The sequence below is a fragment of the Streptomyces rectiverticillatus genome (genome assembly GCF_013394065.1).
Classification (GTDB): Bacteria; Actinomycetota; Actinomycetes; order Streptomycetales; family Streptomycetaceae; genus Streptomyces; species Streptomyces rectiverticillatus.
This window is the reverse complement of sequence record NZ_CP040752.1, coordinates 2,752,275-2,765,840: the sequence shown is the minus strand read 5'-3', so window position 1 is coordinate 2,765,840 and position 13,566 is coordinate 2,752,275. Positions and strand designations below refer to the sequence as shown.

14 protein-coding genes are annotated in these 13,566 nt (G+C 69.5%); 10 read left to right on the top strand and 4 right to left on the bottom strand.

Going from position 1 to position 13,566, the window contains the following annotated elements:
* The first annotated feature begins 27 nt into the window (after positions 1-27).
* Positions 28-708 carry an RDD family protein gene (locus FGW37_RS11920; protein ID WP_179081047.1) on the top strand — a complete coding sequence of 227 codons (681 nt, stop codon included), beginning with the start codon at positions 28-30 and terminating at the stop codon, positions 706-708.
* Here the strand turns inward: FGW37_RS11920 and FGW37_RS11915 are convergent.
* Entirely contained in the window at positions 697-954 is a 258-nt protein-coding gene (locus FGW37_RS11915) for a hypothetical protein (protein WP_179081046.1), read from the bottom strand. The two genes, FGW37_RS11920 and FGW37_RS11915, sit on opposite strands and share 12 nt — an antisense overlap.
* Before the next feature lie 338 nt (positions 955-1,292).
* Between FGW37_RS11915 and FGW37_RS11910 the strand changes: the two genes are divergently transcribed.
* Positions 1,293-3,704 carry an immune inhibitor A domain-containing protein gene (locus FGW37_RS11910; protein WP_179081045.1) on the top strand — a complete coding sequence of 804 codons (2,412 nt, stop codon included), beginning with the start codon at positions 1,293-1,295 and terminating at the stop codon, positions 3,702-3,704.
* 135 nt (positions 3,705-3,839) lie between these two features.
* The gene (locus tag FGW37_RS11905) at positions 3,840-4,166 is read left to right on the top strand and encodes a hypothetical protein (RefSeq protein ID WP_179081044.1); all 327 of its coding nucleotides are present in this window, start codon (positions 3,840-3,842) and stop codon (positions 4,164-4,166) included.
* 162 nt (positions 4,167-4,328) lie between these two features.
* Here FGW37_RS11905 and FGW37_RS11900 read toward each other — a convergent pair whose 3' ends face one another.
* Entirely contained in the window at positions 4,329-4,922 is a 594-nt protein-coding gene (locus tag FGW37_RS11900; protein WP_179081043.1) for an isochorismatase family protein, read from the bottom strand.
* Between the two features lie 133 nt (positions 4,923-5,055).
* Positions 5,056-6,384: a nicotinate phosphoribosyltransferase gene (locus tag FGW37_RS11895; protein ID WP_179081042.1), complete on the bottom strand. Its 1,329-nt coding sequence runs from the start codon at positions 6,382-6,384 to the stop codon at positions 5,056-5,058.
* A 123-nt stretch (positions 6,385-6,507) separates the two neighbouring features.
* Between FGW37_RS11895 and clpS the strand changes: the two genes are divergently transcribed.
* The 7 genes from clpS to FGW37_RS11860 all read left to right on the top strand — a co-directional run bounded on the left by clpS (position 6,508) and on the right by FGW37_RS11860 (position 12,050).
* On the top strand, positions 6,508-6,819 hold the full coding sequence (gene clpS / locus FGW37_RS11890; protein WP_058044279.1) for an ATP-dependent Clp protease adapter ClpS: 312 nt from the start codon (positions 6,508-6,510) through the stop codon (positions 6,817-6,819).
* Positions 6,819-7,415 carry a DUF2017 domain-containing protein gene (locus FGW37_RS11885; protein ID WP_179081041.1) on the top strand — a complete coding sequence of 199 codons (597 nt, stop codon included), beginning with the start codon at positions 6,819-6,821 and terminating at the stop codon, positions 7,413-7,415. Before clpS ends, FGW37_RS11885 begins: the two co-directional genes overlap by 1 nt.
* A gap of 318 nt (positions 7,416-7,733) precedes the next feature.
* The gene (locus FGW37_RS11880) at positions 7,734-9,224 is read left to right on the top strand and encodes an amino acid permease (protein ID WP_179081040.1); all 1,491 of its coding nucleotides are present in this window, start codon (positions 7,734-7,736) and stop codon (positions 9,222-9,224) included.
* 99 nt (positions 9,225-9,323) lie between these two features.
* The gene (locus tag FGW37_RS11875) at positions 9,324-9,746 is read left to right on the top strand and encodes a M67 family metallopeptidase (protein WP_179081039.1); all 423 of its coding nucleotides are present in this window, start codon (positions 9,324-9,326) and stop codon (positions 9,744-9,746) included.
* Positions 9,747-9,865: 119 nt separating this feature from the next.
* Positions 9,866-10,153: a MoaD/ThiS family protein gene (locus FGW37_RS11870; protein WP_179081038.1), complete on the top strand. Its 288-nt coding sequence runs from the start codon at positions 9,866-9,868 to the stop codon at positions 10,151-10,153.
* A gap of 14 nt (positions 10,154-10,167) precedes the next feature.
* A complete protein-coding gene (locus tag FGW37_RS11865) occupies positions 10,168-11,118 on the top strand; it encodes a PLP-dependent cysteine synthase family protein (protein WP_179081037.1) in 951 nt (316 codons plus the stop codon).
* A gap of 179 nt (positions 11,119-11,297) precedes the next feature.
* Positions 11,298-12,050: an MBL fold metallo-hydrolase gene (locus FGW37_RS11860; RefSeq protein WP_058044285.1), complete on the top strand. Its 753-nt coding sequence runs from the start codon at positions 11,298-11,300 to the stop codon at positions 12,048-12,050.
* Positions 12,051-12,129: 79 nt separating this feature from the next.
* Here the strand turns inward: FGW37_RS11860 and FGW37_RS11855 are convergent, their stop codons facing one another.
* The gene (locus tag FGW37_RS11855) at positions 12,130-13,422 is read right to left on the bottom strand and encodes a PTS transporter subunit EIIC (protein WP_179081036.1); all 1,293 of its coding nucleotides are present in this window, start codon (positions 13,420-13,422) and stop codon (positions 12,130-12,132) included.
* Positions 13,423-13,566 lie beyond the last annotated feature (144 nt).

The following is a 13,566-nucleotide window of genomic DNA, read 5'->3' as shown; positions in this document are numbered from 1 at the left end:
GGCCGGAGCCTGGGTTCTACTCGGCCCATGAGCACCGAGCAGCCCCGCGACGACGACCCGTTCCGGAAGCGGCCATCGGAGCCTCCCGGGCCGCCACCGCCCCCCGGGCCGGGCCCGGAGGGCGGCGGTGCGTACGCCGGCGGCGGCCAACCGCCCGGCGCCGGCGGTCCGTACGGAGGCGGCCCCTACGGGGGCGCCCCGGGCCCGGGCGGCGGGCCCGGCAGCCCCTACGGGGACCAGTACGGCGCAGCCGACCCGCTCGCGGGCATGCCACCGCTGGCGAACCGGGGGAAGCGGCTCATCGCCCGCATCATCGACGGGCTGCTCGTCTCCATCCCGGTCACCTTGGTCTTCAAGGCGGCGGTGTGGGACTGGGATCCGGGGGACTGGAACGACGGCAGGTCCACGAGCCTGGGCATCATCGTCTCCGTCGTCTACTTCGTCTACGAGGGGCTGATGCTCACCAAGCGCGGGCAGACCGTCGGCAAGATGGCGATGGGCATCCGGGTGGCGATGCTGGAGAACGGCGCGATCCCCGAGGGAAGCCCGGGCTGGACGCGCGCCGCCGTGTACTCCCTGCCGCAGGTGGTGCCCTGCTGCGGCTTCGTCTTCTGGCTCGTCAACGTGCTCTGGTGTACCTGGGACCAGCCCTATCACCACTGCATTCACGACAAGGCGGCCAAGACCGTGGTGGTCTCAGCCGTGTAGCGAGTGCTCGCCGAGTCTCGGCTCGGCGGGCAGGGGCGTGCGCTGCCGGGGCACCCGGGGCTTGCGGCCGCCGACGCGCGGCATGGGGAAGGCGACGGCGACGAACAGGCCGAGCGCGAGCGCTGCGACGGCGATGACCGCGATCCCGAACCCCGAACTCGTCTGCGAGAGCAGCAGCATGGCGAGGGTCGAGAAGACGACGGTGGCCGATCCGTAGGTTATCTGTGCGGGAGTCGGACGCGGCATGGCGGGATCCGTCCTCGGAGCAAGGTGTGGGGTGCGGAGCCGGCTGGTGCACACCACATGCCAGGGGCAAGTGTGTATACCAAAACGACTCTACGGTCCTGTCTGCCCGAGCGGAACTGCCGGTAAGCGTGACCTAACACACGGTGCCGGAGCACGGGGGGCGCACGGATTCATCCACCGGTCCAGGGTGTGAGATGAGCGCGCCCGGGGTTGTCCGAAATCCGTAACTTAAAGGCCGGATAACGTACTTGCTCTTCCGGCTCCAGTCAAGGTCTGTCTTTTCTGGCGTCTCTCCGGTCAAATACCTCCACAGTTCTTACTGGGGAGGACATTCACAAGTGAACAGCAGCCAACGGAGGCTCGCCAGATCCGCCGCCGTGGCCACGGCCGTCGCACTCGCCGCGACGGCCCTGACCGCGGGGACCACGGCCGGGATCGCTCAGGCGGCCACCACTGCCGACACGCCGTCGGGCATCGAGCGCCACGACCCGGAGCAGGCCGGGAAGAGCGTCGAGCACGACCTCAAGGGCCCGTTCAGCAAGAAGCGCGAGGCTCAGCGCAAGGCCGCGCTCGACAAGGTCATATCCGGGGACGCCCGCGCGGAGCAGCGCGGCGCGTCCAAGGTCGTCCAGCTCGGCAAGGGGAAGTACGTCGAGCTGGGCCGGGAGAAGACCGACAAGATCTTCACGATCCTCGTGGACTTCGGCGACAAGGTCGACGACACCACGATGTACGACCCGGACGGGCCGGACGGGCCCAAGCCGCCCGTGAAGAAGTTCGGCGGCCAGCCGGGCCCGGCGCACAACCAGATCAAGCAGCCGGACCGCAAGCAGGACAACAGCACGGCCTGGGAGAAGGACTACAACCGCCAGTACTTCCAGGACCTGTACTTCTCGCACGACAAGGGCAAGGAGTCCCTGGCCAAGTACTACGAGAAGCAGTCCTCGGGCCGCTACTCCGTCGAGGGCACCGTCACCGACTGGGTCAAGGTCCAGTGGAACGAGGCCCGTTACGGCTCCAACTACTGCGGCTCCACCAACTGCCCCAGCGCCTGGGACCTGGTGCGCGACGGCGTCAACCAGTGGGTCAAGGACCAGAAGGCGGCCGGCCGCGGCGACGCCGACATCAAGGCGGAGCTGGCCAAGTACGACCAGTGGGACCGCAACGACTTCGACGGCGACGGCAACTTCAACGAGCCCGACGGCTACATCGATCACTTCCAGATCGTGCACGCCGGTGAGGACGAGTCCGCCGGCGGCGGCGCGCAGAAGACCGACGCCATCTGGGCCCACCGCTGGTACGCCTACGGCTCGGACGCCGGCAAGACCGGCCCCGCGAACAACAAGGCCGGCGGTACGCAGATCGCCGACACCGGCATCTGGGTCGGCGACTACACCATGCAGCCGGAGAACGGCGGCCTCGGCGTCTTCGCCCACGAGTACGGCCACGACCTCGGCCTGCCGGACGAGTACGACACCACCGGCACCGGTGAGTCCTCCGTCGCCTACTGGTCCCTGATGTCCTCCGGTTCGTGGCTGGGCCGCGGCAAGGACACCATCGGTGACCTGCCCGGCGACATGAGCTCCTGGGACAAGCTGCAGCTCGGCTGGCTCAACTACGACAAGGCGAAGGCGGCGACGAAGTCGACGCACAAGCTGGGCGTGGCCGAGTACAACACCAAGGACAAGCAGGCGGTCGTCGTCGAGCTGCCGAACAAGGCGGTCAAGACCGACGTCGTCAAGCCCGCCGAGGGCGGCAAGCAGTGGTGGGGCGGTCAGGCCGACGACCTGAAGAACACCCTCTCCCGCCCGGTCGACCTCACCGGCAAGTCCAAGGCGAGCCTGGACCTCTCCGCCTGGTGGGACATCGAGGCCAACTACGACTACGCCTACGCCGAGGTCTCCACGGACGGCGGCGCCAACTGGACCCCGGTCGACGGCACGGCCGACGGCAAGTCCATCCCGCGCGACGGCGGCGACAAGCCCGCCCTGACCGGTGTCTCCGGCGCGTACAAGAAGCTGTCGTACCCGCTCGACGCGTACGCCGGCAAGAAGATCGACCTGCGCTTCCGCTACACCACCGACGGCGGCACCACCGGCAAGGGCTTCACGGCCGACGCCATCAGCGTCACCGCGGACGGCGCCACCCTCTTCACCGACGGTGCCGAGGGCGACGACAACGGCTGGACGGCGAAGGGCTTCTCGCGCATCGGCGAGTCCTTCACCAAGGAGTACGCGCAGTACTACATCGCCGAGAACCGCCAGTACGTGTCGTACGACGAGACCCTCAAGTCCGGCCCGTACAACTTCGGCTGGAAGAGCACCCGTCCGGGCTGGGTCGAGCACTACCCGTACCAGAAGGGCCTGCTCATCTGGAAGTGGGACACCTCGCAGGCCGACAACAACGTCGGCGTGCACCCCGGTGTCGGCCGCATCCTGCCGATCGACGCCCACCCGCAGGTCGAGAAGTGGGCCGACGGCTCGGTCATGCGCAACCGCTTCCAGGCCTACGACTCGCCCTTCAGCTGGTTCCCGAGCGGGGGCTACACCGTCCACCAGGACGGCGTGGCGACCCGTGTGAAGGGCAAGCTCGGCACCCCGGTCTTCGACGACCGCAAGGGCACCTACTGGAGCAAGGACAACCCGACCGGCGGTGTGCAGGTTACTGACACCAACACCCGGATCAAGATCCTGTGGCAGGCCCCCAGCGGCTCCACGATGACCGTCCAGGTGGGCCCCTCGGGCAAGTAGTCCCCGGACTGTCTGCGTCTGTGCAGGTCAGAGCCGTATCGGCCGTCGCCCCCTAGCGGGCGGCGGCCGATCGCGTTTAGATGACTGCCGTGACGCTGTTATTGACACCCCGGTCCGGGGAGAGGTGACACGGGCATGGCAGGCGGTGGTTTCTGCAAGCTGCCGGGCGGCAGTGTGGTGGTGGCCCTCTACCTTCCGGGCCCGCCCGGCGGGGGCGCCTCGCCCGGGGCCCGCGTGCGGGTGCTGGTGCACGCCGCGAACCGGGCCCGGGCGCTGACGCGCCTGCGGAACCTGGGCCTGCGGGCCGTCTACCTCCGCGGCAACACGGAGCCGCCGACGCCGGACGAGATAACGGCGGTGCTCCACCACCCCGACGGCCTGGTCTGGCGCGAGGCCCCGGACGACGACACGGAGTCCTGGCACCCCATAAGGAGCCTTCTGCGCCCCCGGGCGGCGGCGTAGGAGATTCCCGGGGCTTCGCCCCGGGCCCCGCGGTCGGGGGGGCTGGGGGGCTTGCCCCCAGGAAACGGTGAAAGGGTGGGACCGGGGCGTTCCTCCCCGCCGCGACGGCGCTCAGCCACAGCGGCGCAGCCCGGCGGTGCCGAGCCGCGCTCAGCACTCACGTCACCCGGTGGCAACCACCGGCTTGCCGCTGAGCTCGACGCCCGCGTCGCGGAGCTCCCCGAGCGCCTTCTCCGTCGTGTGCGGAGCGACCCCGGCCGTCAGGTCGAGCAGGACCTGGGTCGAAAAACCCTCCCGCGCCGCATCCAGCGCAGTGGCCCGCACACAGTGGTCCGTGGCGATCCCGACGACGTCGACCTCCGTGACGTCCCGCTCCCGCAGCCAGTCCGCCAAGGACACCCCGTTCTCGTCGGTGCCCTCGAACCCGCTGTACGCGGCCGCGTACGCCCCCTTGTCGAAGACGGCGTCTATCGCCCCGGAGGCGATCACGGGGGCGAAGTTCGGGTGGAACCCGGACCCCTCCGTGCCGGCGACGCAGTGCGGCGGCCAGGTGGTCTCGTAGTCCGGCTCGGCGGAGAAGTGGGCGCCGGGGTCTATGTGGTGGTCGCGCGTGGCGACGATGTGCCGGTATCCGGGCGTGGCCTCGCCGACGAGGTCGGTGATGGCCGCGGCCACGTCGGCGCCGCCGGCCACTGCGAGGCTGCCGCCCTCGCAGAAGTCGTTCTGCACGTCGACGATGATCAGTGCACGCTGCATGATGCGGATCCTTTGTGGAAGGGCCCTCGGCCGACAGTGCGGATCGCCTCTCTGTGACCGAGGGTAGTGACTTCCGTTGCGCAATGGGAGAGGGACCCGGAGCGGGGGAGGTCCACCGGGCGCGCGGGGAGCGTCAGAGGTACTCGGTGGGGAGTACCGGCTCACCGCGCGAGAGCTGGGTGGCGGAGAGCGGGAGCCCCGCCCGGGCCGCGGCGTGCCGGTCCCGTGCGGCGTCCAGGGGCTCGCGCGCGACGACCTCGCCGCCGCGGACGAGCTCGGTGATCAGCTGGTGGTCCGCGAGCCCGGCCGGTACCGGACCGGTACCGACGACCTCGGCCTCGGCCACCCCGTCCGCGTCGGGCCGGCGCGCGGCCCACTTGCGGCCGCCGATGGAGGTCTTGCCGCCCATGGACTTCTTGGCGACCGCCCGCAGCGGGGCGTCCGGGCCGGCCTCGTCCGCGCGGGCCACGAGCTTGTAGACCATCGAGCACGTGGGGTGCCCGCTGCCGGTCACCAGCTGCGTGCCCACCCCGTAGGCGTCGACGGGCGCCGCCGCGAGCGAGGCGATGGCGTACTCGTCCAGGTCGCTGGTGACGACGATCCGCGTCTTGGTGGCGCCCAGGTCGTCCAGCTGCTGCCGCACCCGGTGCGCGAGCAGCAGCAGGTCGCCGGAGTCGATGCGGACGGCGCCGAGCTCCGGCCCGGCGATCTCCACGGCGGCCCGGACGGCCTCGGTGACGTCGTAGGTGTCCACGAGCAGGGTCGTGCCGCCGCCGAGCGAGTCGACCTGGGCGGTGAAGGCGTCGCGCTCGCTGTCGTGCAGCAGCGTGAAGGCGTGCGCACTGGTGCCGACGGTCGGAATGCTGTAGCGGAAGCCGGCCGCGAGGTCGGAGGTGGAGGTGAAGCCGCCCACGTAGGCGGCGCGGGCGGCGGCCACGGCGGCGAGCTCGTGGGTACGCCGGGCGCCCATCTCGATCAGCGGGCGGTCGCCGGCGGCCACGGCCATCCGGGAGGCCGCGGCGGCGACGGCCGAGTCGTGGTTGAGGATCGACAGGATCACGGTCTCCAGCAGCACCGCCTCGGCGAAGGTGCCTTCGACGCGCAGGATCGGCGAGCCGGGGAAGTAGACCTCCCCCTCGGGGTAGCCCCAGATGTCGCCGCGGAAGCGGTAGTCCGCGAGCCAGGCCAGGGTGGGCTCGTCGACGATCCGCTGGGCGGCGAGGAAGTCCAGCACGCCGCTGTCGAAGCGGAAGTTCTCCACGGCGTCCAGGACCCGGCCGGTGCCGCCCACGACGCCGTAGCGGCGCCCCTCGGGGAGCCGGCGGGTGAAGACCTCGAAGACCGAGCGGCGGTCGGCGGTGCCGGAGCGCAGCGCGGCCTGCAGCATCGTGAGTTCGTACCGGTCGGTGAAGAGGGCCGTCGACGGAACGTCCACCGGCAGCCTCAAGTCCGCAGCGTTCATGGAACCAGATGCTACCCCCAATACTCGTCAGTCTGACGATTTCTCGGTGTGCGACGGGGCACGTCCTCGACGCGCGGCCGGGCGGCACCCCCCTTTGTGCATCGCGCCCCCACGAGTGGCAGCATGGGAAACGTGAGTGTTGCACCGGTCGAGATCGAACGCCCCGAGTCGAGCGAGTCCCCGTACGCGGTGACCGAGCCCGACGTCCCCTGGGTCACACTGGTCCACAACGACCCCGTCAACCTCATGAGTTATGTGACGTATGTCTTCCAGGCGTACTTCGGCTACTCCAAGGACAAGGCCCACAAGCTGATGCTCGACGTCCACCACAAGGGGCGCGCCACCGTCTCCAGCGGCAGCCGCGAAGAGATGGAGCGCGACGTGCAGGCGATGCACGGCTACGGGCTGTGGGCGACGCTGTCGCAGGACCGTTGATGGCCGGCCACTTCGAGCCGCTGTCCGGCGGCGGGGCCGCCGTGGCCCTGGACGAGGTCGAGGTCTCCATCCTGCGCAGCCTGGCCGTGCAGCTCCTGGAGCTGATCGGCCCGGGCGACGAGTCCGCCGGCCCCGAGGGCGCCGATCCGCTCGCGCGGCTCTTCGCCGAGGGCCCGAGCGAGCCGCCGTCCGATCCCGCGCTGGCCCGGCTCTTCCCCGACGCCTACGGCGACCCGGGCGCCCGGCAGGACCCGCAGGAACGCGCGCACGCCGCCGAATTCCGCCGCTACACCGAGAACGACCTGCGCGACCGCAAGCGCGAGGACGCCCTCGCGGTCGTCCGCTCGCTCGACTCGCTCGCCGTCGCCGGCGACAAGGCCGCCGTCCTGCGGCTCGCGCCCGAGGACTGCCGTCGCTGGCTGGGTGCGCTCAATGATCTCCGGCTGGCCATCGGGGCGCGGCTGGAAATCGCCCATGACGACGACAGCGAGGCGCTGCTCCGGCTGCCGGACGAGGATCCGCGCAAGCCGATGGTGATGGCCTATCTCTGGCTCGGCGGCCTGCAGGAATCGCTGGTAGAAGCACTTATCGGCTGATCGATCGAATGGGTCCGGGCATCCGCTCAGGGAACAATCAAGTCCGGATAACGATCGGATCACCGTAGTGGCGGCTTTTACCTGGCCTTTTCCTTGTTGTCCGCATTTCTTTGTGGTGCGCGTCACCCGGTCATGATCGCCATTCGGACGATCTACCGGCCACTCGTGATACATCTTGCCGACCTGCCTCCGTGACGCCACCCATGTTCACGGCGGGAGCGCTGAGCCGGCCGACCGTCGGCACTCGCAGGACTCCATCCGGGGGGATCGGAACCCGATCCGGAGCAACCGGATCGGTATGGAGAAAGGCGCACCACCATGACCTCTGAGCAGGTCGCGGCCCGTACCGCGGACGCAGTCGCGGAACCGGGCCACAAGGGAAGCGGCAAGGCGGCTTCCGAGGGTTACGAGCGGGGACTCGGTAACCGGCAGATTCAGATGATCGCCATTGGTGGCGCCATCGGCACCGGCCTCTTCCTCGGCGCGGGGAAGGCCATTTCCAAGGCCGGCCCGAGCCTGATCCTGGCCTATGCGATAGCGGGCCTGGTCATCTTCTTCATCATGCGAGCGCTCGGCGAGCTGCTCATGTACCGCCCGGTGTCGGGCTCCTTCTCGGACTACGCCCGGGAGTTCCTCGGCCCCTTCTGGGGCTATGTGACCGGATGGACGTACTGGCTCTTCTGGGTCGTCACCGGAATCACCGAGGTGACCGCCGCGGCCGCCTATGTGCAGTACTGGGACAAGGACATCCCGCAATGGGTGTCCGCACTGGTCTTCACCGTCATCCTGTATTTCGCCAACCTGATCTCCGTGAAGCTCTTCGGCGAGCTGGAGTTCTGGTTCTCGATGGTCAAGGTCACGGCCATCATCGGCATGATCCTCATCGGTATCGGCGTGCTCACCATCGGCTTCTCCGACGCCGGTGACACCGCCACCGTCGCCAACCTCTGGAACGACGGCGGATTCTTCCCGCACGGCATCGGCAGCACCCTGATGACCCTGCAGATCGTGATGTTCGCCTTCCTCGCCGTCGAGCTGGTCGGCGTCACCGCGGGCGAGGCCAAGGACCCGGAGAAGACGCTCCCCAAGGCGATCAACACCGTGCCGTGGCGTATCGCGGTCTTCTACATCGGCGCGCTGATCATCATCCTGGCCGTGGTTCCGTGGGGCGAGTTCATGCCCGGCGTGAGCCCGTTCGTGGCCGCCTTCCAGAAGATCGGTCTCCCGGCCGGCGCCGGCATCGTCAACTTCGTCGTCCTCACGGCGGCGCTGTCGTCCTGCAACTCCGGCATGTACTCCACCGGCCGCATGCTGCGCGACCTCTCGCTCAACGGCCAGGGCCCGAAGTTCTTCGGCCACCTGACCAAGGGCGGCCTGCCGCTGCGCGGCACCACCTTCTCCGCCGCGCTGATGCTCGTCGGCGTGTGGATCAACTACCAGTGGCCGGGCAAGGCGTTCGACTACGTCGTCTCCTTCGCGACCATCTCCGGCATGTGGGCCTGGATCATGATCCTCCTGGCCCAGCTCCGCTACCGCCGCAAGGCCGACCGCGGAGAGATCCCGCAGTCCTCGTTCCGCGCCCCCGGCGCGCCGTGGACCAGCCTCTTCGCCCTCGGCTTCATCCTCATGGTGATCGTGATGATGGGCATCGACGAGAACGCGCGGGTCTCGCTGTACTGCGCCCCCGTCTGGGCGGCGATCATGTGGGTGTCCTACCGCGTCCTCAAGGCCCGCAACCCGCAGGCCTTCGAGCGCAAGGACTACACGCAGGCCGCAGAGGCCGAGCAGAAGGTCGAGCAGCTCGCCTGACGCCCGCTGTCCGGCATCCGGGCCCGCCCGTACCACTCCTCGGTACGGGCGGGCCCTTCGCTTTACCCCGGAGATCCCCGCGTGCCTATCCTGGGCCGCATGCTGACCATCACCCAGGACCTGTACGACCGGATCGTCGCGCACGCCCGCGCGGACCACCCCGACGAGGCCTGCGGCGTGGTCGCGGGGCCGGCCGGCAGCGACCGCCCCGAGCGGTTCGTCCCCATGCTCAACGCGGCCCGCTCACCCACGTTCTACGAGTTCGACTCCGCGGACCTGCTCAAGCTCTACCGCGAGCTGGACGACCGCGACGAGGACCCCGTGGTCATCTACCACTCGCACACGGCCACCGAGGCCTACCCCTCCCGCACGGACATCTCGTACGCCAACGAGCCCGGCGCCCACTACGTGCTGGTCTCCACCGCCGACACCGACGGCGAGGGCCCCTTCCAGTTCCGTTCGTTCCGCATAGTGGACGGTCAGGTGACGGAGGAGGACGTCACCGTGGTGCCTGCTTACTGACCACAGGGCCTCCGGCGGGCCGCCGCTGTCCGCATGCCGGTATGAACTTCCGGCGGCCGCACACGGAATCGATACGATCGCCCCAGGTGCCCCACCCGCACGCCGACAGGAGCCACATCATGGCCATCGAGGTCCGCATTCCGACCATTCTCCGCACCTACACCGACGGCAAGAAGGCCGTCGAAGGCAGCGGCGCCACCATCGACGAGCTCTTCAAGGACCTCGACACCCGCCACGCGGGCATCCGCGAGCGCCTCGTCGACGATGCCGCGGGCGGCGAGCTGCGCCGCTTCGTCAACGTCTACCTCAACGACGAGGACGTCCGCTTCCTCGCCGGCATCACCACCGCGCTCAGCGACGGCGACAGCGTCACCATCCTCCCGGCGGTCGCCGGCGGAATGGCCTGAGGACGGACCTGCCCGTGCGCTACGACAGCCACCTGGCCTCGGTCGGCAACACCCCGCTGGTGCGGCTGCCCAGGCTCTCCCCGTCCGAGTCGGTCCGCGTCTGGGCCAAGCTGGAGGACCGCAATCCCACCGGCTCGGTCAAGGACCGCCCCGCCCTGCACATGATCGAGCAGGCGGAGCGGAGCGGGCGGCTGACCCCCGGCTGCACCATCCTCGAACCCACCTCCGGCAACACCGGCATCTCGCTGGCCATGGCGGCCCGCCTCAAGGGCTACCGCATCGTGTGCGTCATGCCGGAGAACACCAGCGAGGAGCGGCGGCAGCTGCTCGCCATGTGGGGCGCGGAGATCGTCTCCTCGCCCGCCGCGGGCGGCTCCAACACCGCCGTCCGCGTCGCCAAGGAGCTCGCCGCCGAGCACGCCGACTGGGTGATGCTCTACCAGTACGGCAACCCCGACAACGCCGGTGCCCACTACGCCGGCACGGGCCCGGAGATCCTCGCCGACCTCCCCGAGATCACCCACTTCGTCGCCGGCCTCGGCACCACTGGCACGCTCATGGGCGTCGGCCGCTACCTGCGCGAGCACAAGCCCGGCGTGAGCATCGTCGCCGCCGAGCCCCGCTACGACGACCTCGTCTACGGCCTGCGCAACCTGGACGAGGGCTTCGTCCCCGAGCTCTACGACGCCTCCGTCCTCACCACGCGCTACTCGGTCGGCTCCGAGGACGCCGTGCGCCGCACGCGCGAGCTCCTCACCAAGGAGGGCATCTTCGCGGGCGTCTCCACGGGCGCCGTCCTGCACGCCGCCCTCGGCGTGGCCCGCAAGGCCGAACGCGCCGGGGAGAGCGCCGACATCGCCTTCGTCGTGGCCGACGGCGGCTGGAAGTACCTCTCGACGGGCATCTACACGGCCCCCACCACGGAAGCGGCCGTGGAGGCCTTGCACGGCCAGCTCTGGGCGTAGCCGCAGGGCCGGCCGCCCCCGGGCCCCGGCGGGCCCGGCCCGGGGGCCCGCCCAGAAGGGTCCGTACCGGTGACTTCAGCCACAACCCCACCTCGCGGAGGAGCGGCCGTCCCGTTCGCGCTTTACGCTCGACGGACCGCATGGCCCCCCGTCACGAGTCAACGGAGGTTCAGGCCCGCATGAAGCTCACCGTCGTCGGATGCTCGGGGTCGTTCCCGTCCACGGAATCGGCCTGCTCGAGCTACCTCGTAGAGGCCGACGGCTTCCGGCTGCTCCTCGACATGGGCAACGGCGCCCTCGGCGAGCTGCAGCGCCACATCGGTCTCTACGACCTCGATGCCATCCTGCTCTCGCACCTGCACCCCGACCACTGCATCGACATGTGCGGCTACTTCGTGGCCCGCTACTACCGGCACGAGGGCGGCCGCGCCGAGGCCATCCCCGTCTACGGCCCGCGGGACACCGAGCACCGGCTGGCCACGGCGTACGGGGACGTGCCCGACGACTCCTGCATGAGCGAGGTCTTCGACTTCCGCACGCTCACCCCCGGCACCTTCTCCCTGGGCCCGCTGACCGTCCGCACGGACCGGGTCCGCCACCCCGTGGAGGCCTTCGCCTTCCGCGTCGAGCACGACGGCAGCGCGCTCGTCTACTCCGGCGACACCGGCCCCTGCGAGGAGCTGCACGGCCTGGCCGACGGCGCCGACCTCCTGCTGTGCGAGGCGTCGTTCACCCACGGCAAGGAGGACATCCCCGACCTCCACCTCAACGGCCGCGAGGCGGGCGAGCACGCCGCGCGGGCCGGTGCGGGCCGGCTGGTCCTCACCCACATCCCGCCCTGGACGGATCCCCTCACCAACCTCCGCGATGCGCAGGCGGTCTACGACGGGCCGGTCGAACTCGCAAGGGCCGGAGCCGTGTACGAGCTCTGAATTCCCTGTTTTCCAGGTCCGATAAGTAAAAGCCCCCGGAATCCCATGGATTCCGGGGGCTTTTACTGGTGTTTCAGGGTTACGCCTTCAATTCGGCGGACTCTTCCTCGGACTCGCGGCCGGGGGTCTTGAGGTCGAACTTCGTGATGGCGAAGCGGAAGACCACATAGTAGATCGCGGCGAAGCACAGACCCACGAGGACCAGCATCCACGGCTTCGAGGCGATGCCGAGGTTCAGCAGGAAGTCGATGACGCCGGCCGAGAAGCCGAAGCCGTCCTTCATACCGAGCGCCCAGGTCAGGGCCATCGAGACACCGGTCAGCACCGCGTGGATCGCGTAGAGCACCGGCGCGACGAACATGAAGGTGAACTCGATCGGCTCGGTCACGCCGGTGACGAAGGCGGTGAGCGCGAGGGAGAACATCATGCCGCCGACGACCTTGCGGTTCTCGGGGCGGGCGCAGTGCACGATCGCGAGGCAGGCGGCCGGCAGCGCGAACATCATGATCGGGAAGAAGCCGGTCATGAACTGGCCGGCGTTCGGGTCGCCGGCGAGGAAGCGGGCGATGTCGCCGTTGACGGTGCCCTTGGGGCCGTCGTACGAACCCGCCTGGAACCACGGGAAGGAGTTGAGCAGGTGGTGCATGCCGACCGGGATCAGACCGCGGTTGGCGACGCCGAAGATGCCCGCGCCGACCGCGCCGGAGCCGACCAGCCACTCGCCGAAGCTGTGCAGACCCGTGCCGAGCACCGGCCAGATGTAGCCGAAGGCGACGCCGATGAGCAGACCCGCGAAGGACGACAGGATCGGCACCAGGCGGCGGCCGCCGAAGAAGCCCGCCCAGTCCGGCAGCTTGGTGCGGTAGAAGCGCTGGTATATCAGCGCGACCACGAGGCCCATCACGACACCGCCGAGGACCTTGGCGTCGACGGCCTGCTCCACCATGGCGACCTTGTGGTCGACCACGGCCTCCTTCTTCGGGAGGCTGCCGTCGGTGAAGGTGCCGAGGACCTTGCTGAAGACCAGGTAACCGGCCACGGCGGCCAGCGCCGTCGAGCCGTCCGACTTCTTGGCGTAGCCGATCGCGACACCCACGGCGAAGAGCAGCGCCATGTTGTCGAGGATCGCGCCGCCGCCGGCGGACATGAATTCGGCGATCTTGTTGAGGAACGCCGGGAGGGACTCCTTGCCCAGCATGTCGCCCTGGCCGAGGCGGACCATCAGCGCGGCGGCGGGGAGCACCGCGACCGGCAGCATCAGGCTGCGGCCGATACGCTGGGCAATCGCCATGGCGCCGGCGCCGAACTTCTTCTTCTCCGGCGCAGCGGCGTCGTCAGGCGCCGCCTTTGCCGCCTTGGCGCTCTTACTCATCGGATTCCTCCAGGTGAGGCGGGCGCTCGGGGGAAGGGGGACGGCCCGCTTTTGGTCTACACCACTCAGTGGTTTAGACCTGTTGTAGCACGTGAGTCCGGGATAAAGGAATCCGTGCTTCCCCGTGGCTTCGGACACAGATCC

Bases quoted from the DNA above. Each gene is read 5' to 3' on its own strand.
- FGW37_RS11920 (WP_179081047.1), top strand. From the start codon at position 28: ATGAGCACCGAGCAGCCCCGCGACGACGACCCGTTCCGGAAGCGGCCA.
- FGW37_RS11915 (WP_179081046.1), bottom strand. From the start codon at position 954: ATGCCGCGTCCGACTCCCGCACAGATAACCTACGGATCGGCCACCGTC.
- FGW37_RS11905 (WP_179081044.1), top strand. From the start codon at position 3,840: ATGGCAGGCGGTGGTTTCTGCAAGCTGCCGGGCGGCAGTGTGGTGGTG.
- FGW37_RS11900 (WP_179081043.1), bottom strand. From the start codon at position 4,922: ATGCAGCGTGCACTGATCATCGTCGACGTGCAGAACGACTTCTGCGAG.
- FGW37_RS11895 (WP_179081042.1), bottom strand. From the start codon at position 6,384: ATGAACGCTGCGGACTTGAGGCTGCCGGTGGACGTTCCGTCGACGGCC.
- clpS (WP_058044279.1), top strand. From the start codon at position 6,508: ATGGGAAACGTGAGTGTTGCACCGGTCGAGATCGAACGCCCCGAGTCG.
- FGW37_RS11885 (WP_179081041.1), top strand. From the start codon at position 6,819: ATGGCCGGCCACTTCGAGCCGCTGTCCGGCGGCGGGGCCGCCGTGGCC.
- FGW37_RS11880 (WP_179081040.1), top strand. From the start codon at position 7,734: ATGACCTCTGAGCAGGTCGCGGCCCGTACCGCGGACGCAGTCGCGGAA.
- FGW37_RS11875 (WP_179081039.1), top strand. From the start codon at position 9,324: ATGCTGACCATCACCCAGGACCTGTACGACCGGATCGTCGCGCACGCC.
- FGW37_RS11870 (WP_179081038.1), top strand. From the start codon at position 9,866: ATGGCCATCGAGGTCCGCATTCCGACCATTCTCCGCACCTACACCGAC.
- FGW37_RS11860 (WP_058044285.1), top strand. From the start codon at position 11,298: ATGAAGCTCACCGTCGTCGGATGCTCGGGGTCGTTCCCGTCCACGGAA.
- FGW37_RS11855 (WP_179081036.1), bottom strand. From the start codon at position 13,422: ATGAGTAAGAGCGCCAAGGCGGCAAAGGCGGCGCCTGACGACGCCGCT.